This window comes from Pseudomonas sp. N-137 (assembly GCF_034555295.1).
In the GTDB taxonomy this organism is placed as follows: domain Bacteria; phylum Pseudomonadota; class Gammaproteobacteria; order Pseudomonadales; family Pseudomonadaceae; genus Aquipseudomonas; species Aquipseudomonas rhizophila.
Window position 1 is genome coordinate 1 of the sequence record NZ_JAXUDQ010000009.1, and the last position, 14,692, is coordinate 14,692.

General features: G+C 60.5%; 19 protein-coding genes. 14 read left to right on the top strand and 5 right to left on the bottom strand.

The features are described 5' to 3' along the window. The first annotated feature begins 232 nt into the window (after positions 1-232). Complete coding sequence (gene rhtA, locus T3A99_RS08635; RefSeq protein ID WP_076383873.1) at positions 233-1,120, top strand: threonine/homoserine exporter RhtA; 888 nt, start codon at positions 233-235, stop codon at positions 1,118-1,120. Between the two features lie 166 nt (positions 1,121-1,286). Continuing rightward, positions 1,287-1,568 (top strand): hypothetical protein, encoded by a 282-nt coding sequence (locus T3A99_RS08640; RefSeq protein ID WP_047228298.1) that lies wholly within the window; start codon positions 1,287-1,289, stop codon positions 1,566-1,568. Positions 1,569-1,576: 8 nt separating this feature from the next. On the opposite strand, the gene T3A99_RS08645 is transcribed toward T3A99_RS08640, so the two are convergent. After that, positions 1,577-2,146, bottom strand: a complete 570-nt coding sequence (locus tag T3A99_RS08645) for a TetR/AcrR family transcriptional regulator (protein WP_047228297.1) — start codon at positions 2,144-2,146, stop codon at positions 1,577-1,579. 90 nt (positions 2,147-2,236) lie between these two features. On the opposite strand from T3A99_RS08645, the gene T3A99_RS08650 reads away from it, so the two are divergent. Next, positions 2,237-2,965 carry an SDR family oxidoreductase gene (locus T3A99_RS08650; protein WP_322834222.1) on the top strand — a complete coding sequence of 243 codons (729 nt, stop codon included), beginning with the start codon at positions 2,237-2,239 and terminating at the stop codon, positions 2,963-2,965. 36 nt (positions 2,966-3,001) lie between these two features. Continuing rightward, the gene (locus tag T3A99_RS08655; RefSeq protein WP_076383870.1) at positions 3,002-3,592 is read left to right on the top strand and encodes a 2-hydroxychromene-2-carboxylate isomerase; all 591 of its coding nucleotides are present in this window, start codon (positions 3,002-3,004) and stop codon (positions 3,590-3,592) included. Between the two features lie 9 nt (positions 3,593-3,601). Here the strand turns inward: T3A99_RS08655 and T3A99_RS08660 are convergent, their stop codons facing one another. The 4 genes from T3A99_RS08660 to T3A99_RS08675 all read right to left on the bottom strand — a co-directional run bounded on the left by T3A99_RS08660 (position 3,602) and on the right by T3A99_RS08675 (position 6,984). Further along, positions 3,602-5,410 (bottom strand): aminopeptidase P family protein, encoded by a 1,809-nt coding sequence (locus T3A99_RS08660; RefSeq protein ID WP_047228294.1) that lies wholly within the window; start codon positions 5,408-5,410, stop codon positions 3,602-3,604. 109 nt (positions 5,411-5,519) lie between these two features. Beyond that, positions 5,520-6,134 carry a LysE family translocator gene (locus tag T3A99_RS08665; protein WP_076383868.1) on the bottom strand — a complete coding sequence of 205 codons (615 nt, stop codon included), beginning with the start codon at positions 6,132-6,134 and terminating at the stop codon, positions 5,520-5,522. 101 nt (positions 6,135-6,235) lie between these two features. Further along, positions 6,236-6,502: a hypothetical protein gene (locus tag T3A99_RS08670; RefSeq protein ID WP_047228292.1), complete on the bottom strand. Its 267-nt coding sequence runs from the start codon at positions 6,500-6,502 to the stop codon at positions 6,236-6,238. A 116-nt stretch (positions 6,503-6,618) separates the two neighbouring features. Continuing rightward, complete coding sequence (locus tag T3A99_RS08675; protein ID WP_047228291.1) at positions 6,619-6,984, bottom strand: antibiotic biosynthesis monooxygenase; 366 nt, start codon at positions 6,982-6,984, stop codon at positions 6,619-6,621. Positions 6,985-7,080: 96 nt separating this feature from the next. On the opposite strand from T3A99_RS08675, the gene soxR reads away from it, so the two are divergent. The 10 genes from soxR (at position 7,081) to T3A99_RS08725 (ending at position 14,533) form a co-directional block, all read left to right on the top strand. Further along, positions 7,081-7,533, top strand: a complete 453-nt coding sequence (soxR, locus tag T3A99_RS08680) for a redox-sensitive transcriptional activator SoxR (protein WP_173406722.1) — start codon at positions 7,081-7,083, stop codon at positions 7,531-7,533. Between the two features lie 105 nt (positions 7,534-7,638). Further along, positions 7,639-8,100: a VOC family protein gene (locus tag T3A99_RS08685; RefSeq protein WP_047228290.1), complete on the top strand. Its 462-nt coding sequence runs from the start codon at positions 7,639-7,641 to the stop codon at positions 8,098-8,100. A 277-nt stretch (positions 8,101-8,377) separates the two neighbouring features. Continuing rightward, positions 8,378-9,592: a PepSY-associated TM helix domain-containing protein gene (locus T3A99_RS08690; RefSeq protein WP_047228289.1), complete on the top strand. Its 1,215-nt coding sequence runs from the start codon at positions 8,378-8,380 to the stop codon at positions 9,590-9,592. Further along, positions 9,589-10,128 (top strand): hypothetical protein, encoded by a 540-nt coding sequence (locus T3A99_RS08695; RefSeq protein ID WP_047228288.1) that lies wholly within the window; start codon positions 9,589-9,591, stop codon positions 10,126-10,128. The genes T3A99_RS08690 and T3A99_RS08695 overlap by 4 nt, the downstream gene beginning before the upstream one ends. Then, a complete protein-coding gene (locus T3A99_RS08700) occupies positions 10,125-10,451 on the top strand; it encodes a hypothetical protein (protein ID WP_173406721.1) in 327 nt (108 codons plus the stop codon). The genes T3A99_RS08695 and T3A99_RS08700 overlap by 4 nt, the downstream gene beginning before the upstream one ends. Then, entirely contained in the window at positions 10,448-11,023 is a 576-nt protein-coding gene (locus T3A99_RS08705; RefSeq protein WP_173406720.1) for a DUF6162 family protein, read from the top strand. Before T3A99_RS08700 ends, T3A99_RS08705 begins: the two co-directional genes overlap by 4 nt. Before the next feature lie 35 nt (positions 11,024-11,058). Continuing rightward, positions 11,059-11,985: a metal ABC transporter substrate-binding protein gene (locus tag T3A99_RS08710; RefSeq protein ID WP_322834223.1), complete on the top strand. Its 927-nt coding sequence runs from the start codon at positions 11,059-11,061 to the stop codon at positions 11,983-11,985. Beyond that, the gene (locus T3A99_RS08715) at positions 11,982-12,734 is read left to right on the top strand and encodes a metal ABC transporter ATP-binding protein (RefSeq protein ID WP_322834224.1); all 753 of its coding nucleotides are present in this window, start codon (positions 11,982-11,984) and stop codon (positions 12,732-12,734) included. The genes T3A99_RS08710 and T3A99_RS08715 overlap by 4 nt, the downstream gene beginning before the upstream one ends. Beyond that, positions 12,734-13,633, top strand: coding sequence for a metal ABC transporter permease (locus tag T3A99_RS08720; protein WP_047228283.1), 900 nt, complete (start codon positions 12,734-12,736; stop codon positions 13,631-13,633). The genes T3A99_RS08715 and T3A99_RS08720 overlap by 1 nt, the downstream gene beginning before the upstream one ends. Continuing rightward, a complete protein-coding gene (locus T3A99_RS08725) occupies positions 13,634-14,533 on the top strand; it encodes a metal ABC transporter solute-binding protein, Zn/Mn family (protein WP_274090942.1) in 900 nt (299 codons plus the stop codon). Positions 14,534-14,692: the final 159 nt, after the last annotated feature.

Here is a 14,692-nt window from a genome sequence, read left to right on the forward strand (position 1 = left end):
GCCTAAAATCGTTTAACTCATTGAAACTCAAGGAGTTTTTCGTTTCGACTGCGCCGGAAGTGGGGCGAATTATAGACGTCCAGAATTTGCCGTCAACCCTTAATTTGATTTTTCTATCCAGCCAGAAGCACCTCGCTGAAATCCTCCTTATATATAGACGGAATCGCTGCGATTGCGCAGTATATTGCGCAAACCAGCCTTCCCCCGCTTTTATCTTGGACGACGCTTAGCAATGACTCTCCCACATCGCAGCCTGGCAACCACTCTTTACCCGGTCGCCCTTCTATTGATTGCCATGGCATCCATCCAGTCGGGAGCTTCACTTGCCAAAAGCATGTTCCCGGTTGTGGGCGCACAAGGCACCACGACGCTGCGGCTTATCTTTGCCAGCCTCATCATGCTGTTGTTGCTGCGACCATGGCGCGCCAAGCTCTCAGCTCAATCCCTGCGCACCGTGATCGTCTACGGGATGGCGTTGGGCGGCATGAACTTTCTTTTCTATATGTCGCTGCAAACGGTTCCGCTGGGAATTGCCGTGGCACTGGAATTTACCGGCCCTCTGGCGGTTGCCATTTACGCTTCGCGGCGAGCCATCGATTTTCTCTGGATTGCCCTGGCGATCACCGGCCTGCTTCTATTGATACCCACCGGAGCCACCAGCAGCGGTATCGACCTGGTCGGTGCCGGTTATGCCCTGGGGGCGGGATTCTGCTGGGCACTGTACATCCTGTTTGGCCAGAAGGCCGGCGCGGACAACGGCGTGCAAACCGCCGCACTGGGGGTAATGATCGCGGCCCTCTTCGTCGCGCCTATCGGCATCGTCCACGCAGGGGCCGCATTACTGACGCCGAGCCTGATTCCGATCGCCATTGGCGTCGCCATTCTGTCCACTGCCCTGCCCTACACGCTGGAGATGATCTCCCTCACACGGATGCCAGCCCGTACTTTCGGCACACTCATGAGCATAGAACCTGCCTTCGGTGCGCTCTCAGGACTGGTGTTTCTTCAGGAGTACTTATCCCTGGCTCAATGGGCCGCCATTGGCTGCATTATCCTGGCGTCAGTCGGCGCAACGCTGACGATGGGTAGCGCCGCGAAGCCCGCCATCGCGGTTGATTGAGGCAGGATTTAACGAAGCTCTGGTATTTACCGCACATTTAGGCCATGTTTAGCCCGTAACCTAATGTCAGACATGGAATTTTCATACAGGACGTCACGAACGCTTAAAGCAAAAGCGAACACAATCGCAAGCAGACATAAGATCCGCGGCGGTGATAAGGACGGGAATGAAACGAATTTTGATATTGATCGTTGTGCTTGCAATTGCGGGCTGCGCAGCGACAACAAAGACTGAAGTCAAACGCGGTAAAAAGGGTTTGCACATCAACTGCTCCGGCTTGTCCTCGTCCTGGGAACAATGCGCCGCCAGCGCCGCCAATTCATGCGCCCCCAAAGGTTACAGGGTGATCGCAAAGTCGGGCGACGCTGTCGAGGAGCCGGGGGATTATCCTTTCGGACTCAACCCCGCCGGCTATACCAGTCGCAGCATGATCGTCATCTGTAAATAGGCAGCGGGTCAGTCGGGCCGCTGCTGGGCTATTCGACGACTGATCTCATCATGACTGGACTTGAGGACCTCACGCTGGATCTCTGGCGTGGCCAGCATGCGGGCGACAACCAACGCGCCCACGCATTGCGACAGAATGGCCCAAGACAGGCTTTCGCTTCCCAATATCCGCGCCCAGCTTTCATGCAAACGACAGATCCATGTTTGCGCCGCCTCCCTCACCTGCACATCGGACCGCGCGATCTCAGCGCCCAGCACCGGCAGCGCACACCCCGCCTCCGGCTGTTCGACGTGGCTCATGCTCAGGTACTGCTTGAGACATCGCTCCAGTTTTTGTGAGTCCAGAACCTTCTCACCGCTCAAGCGCTCCAGGCTTTGCGCCAACTCTCGCTCGACGATCGCCTTGAAAAGCTCATCCTTGGATGAGAAGTGACTGTAGAACGCCCCGCCGCTCAAGCCGATCGCCTTCATCAGGCCATCGACACCGACAGTGGAAAACCCCGATTTCTTGGCGGACATGGCACTGCTGGCGAGCAGTTTCTCTCGGGTCTCCAATTTGTGATTGGCTGAATAACGCATATATCTGGCCTCTGATTGCCCACCTTGACGCTTGCCGGATCTTAGCATAACGTCCGTTTAGCTAACGATCGTTTACCAATGAGGCTAATCATGAATAACAAGAAGGTCGTACTGGTTGTTGGCGCAGGCGATGCCACCGGAGGCGCAATAGCCAAACGTTTTGCGCAGGAAGGTTTCGTGGCCTGTGTTACCCGCCGCAGCGCTGACAAACTCGCGCCATTGGTCGATTCAATTCGGGCTCAGGGCGGTGATGCGCATGGTTTTGCCTGTGACGCGCGCAAGGAAGACGAGGTGGTCGTGCTGATCGAGCAAATCGAAAGCCAGATCGGTCCGATTGAAGCCTTTGTATTCAACATCGGCGCCAACGTGCCCTGCAGCATCCTTGAAGAGACCGCGCGCAAATATTTCAAGATTTGGGAGATGGCCTGTTTTTCCGGTTTCCTCAATGCTCGGGAAGTGGCCAAACGCATGGCCTCGCGCCAGCGCGGGACGATTCTGTTCACCGGGGCCACAGCAGGACTGCGCGGGGCTTCAGGGTTCGCCGCCTTCGCTGGGGCCAAACATGGCATCCGCGCATTGGCCCAAAGCATGGCCCGTGAACTGGGCCCGATGAATATTCATGTGGCCCATGTGGTGGTGGACGGCGCCATCGACACCGACTTCATCCGCGATAACTTTCCGGAAAAATATGCAACCAAGGATGCGGACGGCATTCTCAATCCCGAACACATCGCCGACAACTATTGGTATCTGCACACCCAACCCCGCGACGCCTGGACCTTCGAGCTAGACCTGCGGCCCTGGAGCGAACGCTGGTAAACCGCCCCCCCTCACAATAACAAGAGCGCAGATACCATGAGCAAATCCGTGGAGTTTTTCTTCGACCTCGGCAGCCCGACCACCTACCTGGCCTATACCCAACTACCGACCCTGTGCGCACAAACCAACAGCCAGTTGATCTACCGTCCGATGCTGCTTGGCGGCGTCTTCAAGGCGACCGGCAATGCGTCACCGGTTACCGTGCCGGCCAAAGGGCCTTATCTATTCAAGGATTTGAATCGCTTCGCCAACCGCTACGGCGTTGACTTCAAGCTCAATCCGCACTTCCCGATCAATACGCTGTTACTGATGCGCGCCGTGACCGGCATGCAACTGCACCATCCCGAACGATTCGAGGCCTTCATCGATTGCCTGTTTCGCGCCCTGTGGGTGGACGGCCGCAATCTCAACGACCCGGCAACAGTCGCCGAGGTTTTGAACCAAGGCCATTTTGATCCCGATCATGTGCTGGCCCTGACGAGCAACGAGCAGGTCAAGGAAGCACTCAAGATCACCACCGAAGAAGCGATTAAACGGGGCGTGTTCGGCGCCCCGAGCATGTTCGTCGGCGACGAGCTGTTCTTCGGCCAGGATCGGCTGGACTTCGTCCGTGAAGCCCTGGGCTGATGCCTTACATCAGATCGCCTGCGTCCGCGTGTTCAGCCATTGCAGCGCGTCGCCTTCCAGCAACGGGCTCAATCGACGCTGAACCTCGGCATGGTAGGCGTTGAACCAGTCTTTTTCGTCCTGGGTCAGCAAGGACGGCTCCAGGCAGCGCGTGTCGATCGGGCACAGGGTCAGGGTTTCGAACTCGAGGAAGTCGCCGAACTCGCTGCTCCCCGCCTCGCGATTCAACACCAGGTTCTCGATGCGTACCCCCCAACGGCCCGGACGATAAGTGCCCGGTTCGATAGAGGTGATCATGCCCGCCTGCATCGCTGTTTGCGGCGCGGCGGCGGCCTGATAGGCAATCACCTGCGGGCCTTCATGAACGTTGAGAAAGTAACCGACGCCGTGGCCAGTGCCATGACCGTAGTCCACCTGCTCGGCCCAGATCGGCGCGCGAGCGATGGCGTCCAGCAAGGGCGACAGAATGCCCCGTGGAAATTTGGCGCGAGACAAGGCAATCACGCCCTTGAGCACGCGAGTGCAATCCCGCTTCTGCTCCACGGTAGGCGTTCCGACTGGCACCATACGGGTGATATCGGTGGTACCACCCAGGTATTGGCCGCCAGAATCGATCAGCAGCAAGCCATCGCCCTCGATGACCGCGTGGGCTTGCTCCGTGGCGTGGTAATGGGGCATCGCGCCGTTGGCGTTGAACGCGGCAATGGTATTGAAGCTCAGTGAGACAAATTCCGGCCGGCGTGTACGGGCGGCGGTCAGGTGCTCATCGATGGTCAGTTCGGTAATGCGCTCGCGACCCCAGGCGCTTTCCAGCCAGGCAAAGAACTCGCAAAGCGCCGCACCGTCCTGCTCCATGGCCCGACGAATGTGCTCGGCGTCGGCCAGGCTTTTGCGAGACTTGGCCAGCGTCGTAGGGTTGAGTCCCTCGACCAGCTTCACGCCACTGTCCAGATTATCCAGCAAACCGACCGTGACCCGCGCCGGATCGATCTGCAGGCTCGCGCCACTGGGCACTTCCCGCAATGCGGCCGCCGCTTCGCTGTAATCACGCAGCGTCACGCCGTCCTGTTCAAGAACGGCACGCAGCGACGCATCGACCTTATCCAGGGCCACGAACAGCGTTGCCTGTTGCTGGCTGATCAAGGCAAAGGAAACGAATACCGGGTTGAACGACACATCCGCACCGCGCAAGTTGAACAGCCAGGCGATGTCATCCAGCGTGGCGATGAAATGCCACTGGGCACCGCGCTCCTTGAGGGTTTCCCGCAGCTTGGCGAGTTTCTCGACCCGGCTGACGGTCGCCTGCGGCGGCAGATGGGCATAAACCGGTTGGCTCGGCAGGCTTGGGCGGTCGCTCCAGGCCTCCTTGAGCAGATCCATGTCGGTGCGCAACCGCGCCCCGCGTGCCTGAAGCTTGTCGCTCAGGGTCCGGGCCGAGGCCACAGCCATGACCGCGCCATCAACCGCCACCGCTGCGCCTTCAGGCGTCTGTTCGGCCAGCCAATCCAGCGGGCCAGCCTGACCGGGAATGAGCTTGACCAGTTCAATACCGCTGCCTTCAAGCTCCTTGGTGGCCTGCTCCCAATAACGGCTGTCCGCCCAGACGCCCGCGAAGTCCGCCGTGACGATCAGAGTCCCAACCGAGCCATGAAACCCCGACAGCCATTGCCGTCCTTGCCAATAGCCCGGCAGGTATTCCGACAGATGCGGGTCGGCCGATGGCACCAGCAATGCGTGAATGCCTTCGCGATTCATCAATTGGCGGATTCGGGCCAGGCGCTGGGGAACCAGTCCATGGGTCAAAGGCTCGGTACTCATCGTTTCTCCTGCTCGTAAAATAGTGTTGTTCGCTTGCACCAAGGGCTCTGGATATCAACCACAGCGACTGATCAGCGAGCTTAACAGGCATCCGCCCCAAGCTCAGCCCTTAGCCGATGCTTTCGAGCAGCAACGGATACAACGAGGCGACCAATAACAGCGCCATCCCCCAGTTGAACAGGCGCAGCCAGCGACGATCACGCAAAAGATTGCGTAACAGGCTGCCGCACACCACCCACAGGCTCACGCTCGGCAGGTTGATCAGGGCAAACACCGCAGCGATAACCAGCACATTGAAGAAATAACCTTGAAGCGGCGTGTAGGTGCTGATGGCGCCGATGGCCATGATCCAGGCCTTGGGATTGACCCACTGAAACGCCGCCGCGCCCCAATAGCTGATGGGCGTGCTGTCCCCTGGCCGGTTTTCAGAGACCGGCCCGGAGTGGGCGATTTTCCACGCCAGGTACAACAGGTAGGTCGCACCTACATAGCGCAGTACGGTGTAGAGCAGAGGGTAGGTCTGGAACACCGCGCCCAGGCCAAGCCCCACCGCCAGCACCAGGGAAAAGAAGCCGCAGGTGATGCCCAGCATGTGAGGAATCGTGCGGTTGAAACCGAAATTGACGCCCGAGGCCAGCAACATGGTGTTGTTGGGACCGGGGGTGATCGAGGTCACCAGGGCAAACAGGGCGAAGCCCAGCAACAGGTCAAGCGAAAGGGTCATGGCAGGCATATCCAATGGGACGGTCAGTCAAGTCATGACCCTACCCCACGTCCTGAGCCAAACCCATGGACAGTTAGGCAAAACTTCGAGCAGTACAGTCCTCAGCTCGGCCGCCCAGACCGCTTCATGGCTCGCTCGGCGCTCATTTGCCCCTGGTCGTCGAAACCCACGTTTTTCTGCGAAGGACCGAGCAACTCGGCTTTTTTCGCGTGATATTCCTCAAACGACAGGCCCCGGCGATTCAAGGCTTCAAGGGCCAGTTCACGGGTTTCTTCGGCGGTGTAGGGGCGCAACTCCGGCGACGAAGAGGCGCAGCCGCTCAACACAGTGGCCGTTAACAGCAGCAAAACAGCAAAAGTCCGATTCATGGCAAGTATCCAATGTTCTGAAGTGGGGCGATGAACAAAGGCTACCCGCCGCCTTCACGCGGCAGAAATCAACCCGTTTGATAGTGGGTATTGCTGGCTCGGATCGTCCGCTGCGCTTAACCGACCAACTGGCAATGCAGGGCGTTGTCGGCACTGCGTTCGATGTTGCGCAACACCTGGAACGAGCCGAATGTCACGGCCTTGGCCCTGTGGGCCTGGATCAGCCGCCAGAAATCCTGCTCACCACGCTCGAAACTCTGAAACGCCGCTTCGCCCGCCTCGCGGTTTTGCCAATGCAAATAGTTGAGAACCCGTCGTCCGTCCTCGCTGACCTGGATACTGGCACTCAGAAATCCTGCATGCCCCCGGGCCAGCCGCTCGGTCTGCTCTGACAGGGCCGTCACCAGCGCCTGTTGCCATTGAGGTTCGATGTCGAACTCCATCAACTGGGTAAAACTCTGATTGTTCCTTGGTGATTGCATGAAAGGTCCTCGCTGTACGTAGGGCGGATCTTGCGGTCCGATGGCGTGCAGGGTAAAACCTCTAGTTAACTCAAGGTCAAGCAGAGAATGCAGGCGATGACACAGATAAACGTCCACAAGGAACTCACCGTCGGCCAAGTGGCCGCCCGCAGTGGCGTGGCCGTCACCGCCCTGCACTTCTATGAATCCAAGGGGCTGATCAAAAGTAATCGTAACCAGGGCAACCAACGCCGCTATCCACGGGAAGTGTTGCGACGTGTGGCGCTGATCAAGGTCGCCCAAGGCCTTGGCATTCCGTTGGCCGAAATCGGCAGCGCCTTGAGAACCTTGCCCGACGACCGCGCCCCAACGGCGAACGACTGGAAGATCCTCTCAGCCCAGTGGAGCCGCGAGCTGGATCAGCGCATCAACCACTTGATCGCGCTGCGCGATCGACTCAACGGCTGCATCGGTTGCGGCTGCCTGTCGATGGAAGGTTGCCCGCTGCGCAACCAGGGCGATGTGTTGGGCAAGCGCGGGCCGGGAGCGCATCTGCTGGACGCGCCGTGAAACGTTCGTCGGGTCATGCGCCGCCCCCAAGTCGCTGTCCTATAGTGGATGGGCGCAAATCGGCGAGGCCCTCTTCGCCTCCCCATAACAACAAGGAGAAACGTCATGGGTGTCAAAGCCATTCCTGAAGGTTTCCATAGCATCACGCCCTACCTGGGCATTCAAAAAGCCGCTGAAGCCATCGAGTTCTACAAAAAAGCCTTCAATGCCACCGAGGTCATGCGCCTGGACATGCCGGACGGGGGCGTCGGTCATGCCGAGCTGCGGATTGGCGATTGCCCGATCATGCTCGGCACGCCTTGTGATCAAGGGCCGTTGCGTAACCCCGAACAATCGGTGCCGGTAGGCCTGCACCTCTATGTCGAAGATGTGGACAAAGCATTCGCCCAAGCGATTGCCGCTGGTGGCACGGTGATTTCCGAGGTCAAGGATCAGTTCTATGGTGATCGCAGCGGCACCTTGAAAGACCCCTTTGGGCATGTGTGGTTTCTGGCTACGCACAAGGAGGATCTGACTCAGGAACAGATTGAACAGCGGGCCAGGGAGATGTTTCAACAGCAGGGCTGACGGCCAACCTGCTCTTGTGGCGAGGGGCCCCATCCCCTTGCCGCAGTTTTTTTACATTTTCCGCCCCGCCGATTTGCTGGAGCCAGGATGGGAAATACATCCGGTTCGCAAACGCGAAACATTTTCTTTCATCTTTCGCTTCAGGATTTCCATTGCTCGTTCGTCTTAATTAGATGCAGCAGGTCGCGTCGGCAAAAGCCACGACCGGCTTTTCAGGGTTCAGGGGATTACGAAGCCCGTAATACCGAGCCTTTCATCGAATCAAGACGTTCAAACCATGTCGAAGAAATCCCGCTCCAAACTCTGGTTTCTGGTTCATAGCTGGCTGGCACTGCCCATCTGGTTTTTCGTCCTCATCGTTTGCGTCACCGGCACGCTGGCGGTGGTCAGCCAGGAGATCGTCTGGCTGGTCAATCCCGAGATGCGCGCCAGCAAACCCTCGGACGACGCAGCGCTGCTCAGCTACGACCAGGTCGTCGCCGCCATCAAGCAAGCCCAGCCGCAAACCCAGGTGCAGAGCATCGTACGCCCGGATGAGTCGCATTTTGCCCTGGAGGTCGGCGTGACCTACCCCGACGGGCGCCCCGACAAGATCTACGTCAACCCATACAGCGGCATCGTCCAGGGCTCGGCGCCGACGTTCAATTTCAGAGGTTTTACCCGTGCCCTGCATGGCTGGTGGCTGGTACCGTTCACCAATGGTTACAGCTGGGGATGGTACCTGGTGTCACTCCTCGGCCTGCCGCTGCTGGCATCCCTGGTGACCGGGCTGGTGGTCTACAAGCGTTTCTGGAAGGGGTTTTTCCGTCCGACCCTGCGGATCCGCCACGGCGCACGCATTTTCTGGGGCGATTTCCACAGGCTCAGCGGCATCTGGTCGATCTGGTTCATCGCGGTCATTTCCATTACCGGCACCTGGTTCCTGATCGAGGCGTTGCTGTCGGACAACCAGATTTCCATTTCCAGCGCACCGGTCATTCCGGTGGTATCACGTGAAAGTGTCCCACTGTCAGCCGACGGTACCGCGCCATCACAACTGAACCTGGACCGCGCGATTGAAATCGCCCGCCAGCAAATCCCTGGCCTGGAAACCAGCTTCGTCAGCCTGCCCGGCAACGCTTACAGCCACTTGGAAATCGGTGGACGTGGTTGGTATCCGCTGATGTTCCAGACCGCCACCATCAATCCCTATAACGGTGAGGTAGCCGCCTCGCGACTGCTGTCGGACCGCACAGCGCTGGAATTCGTCACCGAATCCATGCGTCCGTTGCACACCGGGGACTTCGGCGGCCTCTGGATCAAGCTCATCTGGTTCTTCTTCGGTTTGATCATGAGCATGATGGTCCTCAGCGGACTGCTGATCTGGACCAAACGCACCGCCCTGGCTACCGCGAATGCCTTCAAGCGCAGCCAAAAACCTTCCCGGCAAGCTCGAACTGCGCCGTTGTTGCAGCCGTCCATCCACCGTGAATCGCCGGAGGGCAACCTGTGACCCCGTCCACCACCGCGCAGCCATCGCGTTTAAGTGTGTTCTGGCAAAAATGGCGCTTTCACCTCAACGTGCTGCTATTGCTGATCCCACTGGGTTTCATGCCCAAGTACTTCTCCGAAGCCGCGTTGTTCCGCGGTGATGCCGGGCTGGGTGAGCGGGAGGTCGGTGAAGTCCAGGTCGGCCCCTGGAGCCTGCGCCTTGCAGAGTTTCGCGACGAAGCGCCACGTCTCGATGGACCGGCAGGCCATATGAAGCACTTCAACGCCGCGCTGTGCCAAAGCTGCATCAGCCAGGTCAAGGCTACTTATCTGCGTATCGGCAAACCTCGCAGCCTGCGGGCCGCCGGGGTGATTTTCTTCGGCTCGCCCTATCGCATGGGCGCCTTGTTGCCGGTGCCGCAAAAGACCCGGCTCGACGCCGAACTGTGGATCACCCTTGAAGGCTGGGACGGCTCGATGCACCAGGCTTCCATACCCCTGAGCCAGGCCTCGCCGGCCACCATCGCCTGGCTGAAAACCCAAGGAGCCCAACCATGACTGCCCGCGGCTATCTCAACAGCCTGGTGCTGCTGTTCTGCGCAGGTGCCAGCAGCAACGCCCTGGCCCATAACCCGATGTGTGAATGCAAGGCCATCGACGCCGAGCAGATCCAGTGCACCGGCGGTTTTTCCGACGGCAGTGGCGCGCCCGGCGTGACCCTGGATGTGATCGGCTACGACGAAACCATCCTGGTGCCGGGCAAGCTCGGCGCCGATTCGACGCTGACATTCAAGAAGCCCAACGCCGAGTTCTACGTACTCTTCGACGCCGGCCCCGGCCACGTGGTGGAAATCGACCAAGCCGATATCGAGGCCCCATGAGCAATCCCACCACCCAAGTGATCCGTCCCGCCGGCGCCGGCCATGAAACCCTGTATGTGTTGCTGCTGTGCCTGATCATCATTCTGGTGGCCGGATCGGTGGTGGCCTGGCACGGCGAAACCCATGACGTCAGCGAGGTGCCTGCCCATCAAGTTGACGCCCGCCGCGATCTCAGCGCTGCCGAGCAAGGCATCTATGCCGACCTGCGGGTGACCCTGGATGAGATCCGTCTGCTACGCGAAGAGCAACAGTCCCTACCCACCCCGCAAATCCTGGCCGAAGAGGGCTTTGCCCCGTTCGCTCAGGACGCCAGTTCCGTCAGCCGAGGCGGACATGTCTGGCGGCAGGTGGAGAACCGGGCCTACTTCGGCGCCAGTGCAAATCCATCCGTCGCCGGTTCGTTTCTGATGCGCATCGGCGAAGCATCCGACGCCGCTCCGGACATCTGGCTCAATCGCGGCAACAGCGTCGCCGTCTCCAGCGATCTGGACGACACCGCTTTGTCCGCCGCCGGCTGGAAGCAGATCGTCGCGCAGTTCGACGCCGGCGTAACCCGCCAGCACCGGCACTGACCCCACGTCCTCATTCGAGAGAAGACCGTTTGCCCATGTCTATTGCATTTCAACGCCGCCCTTTGCTGGGCCTGCTGATCGGCCTGCTCGCCTGTCTGTTCACACCACTGGCCAGCGCCGAAGCGGCCAAGCGCCTGCGTATTGGCATCACCCTGCATCCTTATTACAGCTACGTGGCCAACATCGTCGGCGACAAGGCCGAAGTGGTGCCGCTGATCCCGGCCGGCTTCAACCCCCACGCCTACGAACCTCGTGCCGAGGACATCAAGCGCATCAGTGGGCTCGATGTGATCGTGCTCAACGGTGTGGGTCATGACGATTTCGCCGACCGGATGATCGCCGCCAGCGAAACCCCGAACGTGAACGTGATCGAAGCCAATGAAAACGTACCGCTGCTGGCTGCCACCGGGATCGCCGCCCGGGGCGCCGGCAAGGTCGTGAACCCGCATACCTTCCTGTCCATCAGCGCCTCCATTGCCCAGGTCAATAGCATCGCCCGGGAGCTGGGCAAGCTTGATCCGGACAACGCCAAGGCATACACCCAGAACGCCCGCGCCTATGGCAAGCGCCTGCGACAAATGCGTGCCGCGGCCCTGGCAAAGTTGACCCAGGCCCCCAATGCCGAGTTGCGGGTCGCCACGGTCCACGCCGCCTACGATTATCTGCTGCGCGAATTCGGCCTGGAGGTCACCGCCGTGGTCGAGCCGGCCCATGGCATCGAGCCAAGCCCGAGCCAGTTGAAGAAGACCATCGACCAACTGCGCGAACTGGACGTGAAAGTGATCTTCTCGGAGATGGACTTTCCGTCCACCTACGTCGACACCATCCAGCGGGAGTCGGGGGTCAAACTGTACCCGCTCTCGCACATTTCCTACGGCGACTACAGCGCCGAGAAGTACGAAAAGGAAATGACCGGCAACCTCGACACCGTGGTCCGGGCCATTCAGGAGTCCGGCGCATGACTGTCCAGGAAACGCTCACCTTGCAACACGTCGGCCCCTTGATCGAGTTCGACGATGTCAGCCTGAACCTGGGCCGCACCACGATTCTCGATGCGGTGGCCTTCCAGGTGCAGCCGGGCAGCATTCATGCGCTGGTGGGTCCGAACGGCGGAGGCAAGAGTTCGCTGATCAAGACCTTGCTCGGGCAGATGCCCCACCTGGGACGCTTGAGCCTGCAATGGCCGGGTGAGCCCGGTGTCATCGGCTATGTGCCCCAAGCCTTGGAATTCGACCGCGGCCTGCCTATGACCGTGGATGATTTCATGGCAGCGATGTGCCAACGCCGGCCGGCCTTTCTCGGCCTGAGCAAGCATTACGTCGGCGCTATCGGCCAGGCCCTGGAACGGGTCGGCATGCAGGACAAACGCAAGCGTCGCATGGGCGCGCTGTCCGGCGGTGAACGCCAGCGGGTGTTGTTGGCCCAGGGGCTGATTCCTGCGCCGCAACTGCTGGTGCTGGATGAACCGATGTCGGCGCTGGACGAGGCCGGCGTCCAGGTGTTTGAACACCTGCTGCGAGACTGGCGCCAGGCCGGCATCACGGTGCTGTGGATCGAACATGACCTGGAAGCCGTCGGGCGCCTGGCTGACCGCGTCACCGGCCTGAACCGCCGCGTGCTGTTCGATGGCCCGCCGCGCCAGACCCTGACGCCGGAGCGCTTGCTGACGCTGTTTTCCACCCATCCACGCCCGAACGGGAGCGCCGCCTGATGAGTTACGAAGCCTTTCGTTTGATGGTCCAGGGTTGGGCGTCGTCCGGCTATCTGCCCGAAGCGCTGGCTTACGGGTTTGTGGTCAATGCGTTGCTGGCCGGGCTGCTGATCGGCCCGGTGCTGGGTGGCCTCGGCACCCTGGTGGTGGTCAAGCGCTTCGCGTTTTTCTCTGAAGCCGTGGGCCACGCGGCGCTGACCGGCGTGGCGGTCGGCATCCTGCTCGGCGAACCCTACACCGGGCCCTACGGCAGCCTGTTCGGCTATTGCCTGCTGTTCGGCATCCTGCTCAATTACCTGCGCAACCGCACCGGCCTGGCACCGGACACGCTGATCGGCGTTTTCCTCTCGGTGTCCCTGGCCCTGGGCGCCAGCCTGCTGCTGATCCTGGCGGGCAAGATCAACGTGCACATTCTGGAAAACGTGCTGTTCGGCTCGGTGCTGACGGTCAATGGCAATGACCTGCTGGTGCTGGCGGTGGTCGGTTCACTGGTGATGGCTTTGGCGTTGCCGCTGTACAACCGCATCATGCTCGCCAGTTTCAACCCGCAACTGGCGGCGGTGCGCGGGGTGGCGGTCAAGACGCTGGATTACCTGTTCGTGGTGTTGGTGACGCTGATCACCGTGGCGGCGGTAAAGGTCATCGGCGCGATTCTGGTGGGGGCCTTGCTGGTGATTCCGGCGGCTGCGGCGCGTCTGCTCAGCCAGTCGTTGAAAGGGTTTTTCTGGTGCTCCGTGCTGATCGCAACCGTCAGCACCCTGTGCGGGATTCTCGCACCGATTGTCTTCGACCTGCCGATCCCGTCCGGTGCCGCGATCATTCTGGTGGCCGGCATCGCATTTGCCCTGGCCGCCATTGCCCGGGGTGTTGTCCCCAGCCTCAAAGGGAATCTTGGATAAATGGTTTTTTCATTGCGACAACTGGCATTGGCCGTGGCCCTGTGCGGCCTGGTAAACAGCCCTTCTTTCGCCGCCGAAGGCACACCGGTGCGCCTGCTTGCTTCGTTGCCGGTCACCTACGGCTTGGGTGAAGCGTTGCTCAAGGGCACCGATGTCAGCCTGGAGCGCGCCGCGCCGGCCAATCTGCCCGGTACGCGCCAGAATGCCTACTTCAGCGGCCGTGGCGCGCCGGCCCTGAGCAAGCTGGCCAGCGATGCCGACGCGGTGATCGGGCTGCGTTCGTTGTGGCCGGATGATCCGCTGTACCCCATGGCCCGCCGCAGCAACATCCGCATCGTCGAAGTCGATGCCGCCCGCCCGGTGGACGGCGCCCTGCCCGGCATCGCCGTGCAACCGGGATCGGTCGATGGCCTGGCGAGCCAACCGTGGATGGCCAGCCATAACCTGGGACGGATGGCCGATGTCATCGCCGCCGACCTGGTGCGCCTGGCACCGACGGCCAAACCGAAGATCGACGCCAACCTGGCGGCGCTCAAGCAACGCCTGCTCAAGCTCAGCGCCGAGAGTGAAAAGCGCCTGGCCAGTGCCGACAACCTGAGCGTGGTCAGCCTGAGCGAGCATTTTGGCTACTTGATCAGCGGCTTGAATCTGGACGGGATCAGCACCGATGCCCGGCCCGACGCCGAATGGACACCCGAAGCCCTCAAGCAATTGACCGCCACGTTGAAAGACAACGACGTGAAGCGGGTGCTGCATCATCGTCAGCCCGCGGATGCCGTGAAAGCGGCCATCACTGAGGGCGGCAGTCAGTTACTGGTCCTGAGCACCGACGCCGCCGACCCGGTGGCGGAGCTGGAGAGCAATGTGAACCTGGTCGTCACGGCGTTGACAGGGGGCTGACTGCAGGAATGCGCGCCCCTGTGGGAGCGGGCTTGCTCGCGATAGCGGTGGATCAGGCGACATCAATGCTGACTGTGCCGGCCTCATCGCGAGCAGGCTCGCTCCCACAGGTTCAATCGCGGATGTTCGCAGATTCTGTGCTCACCACAAATCCACTGT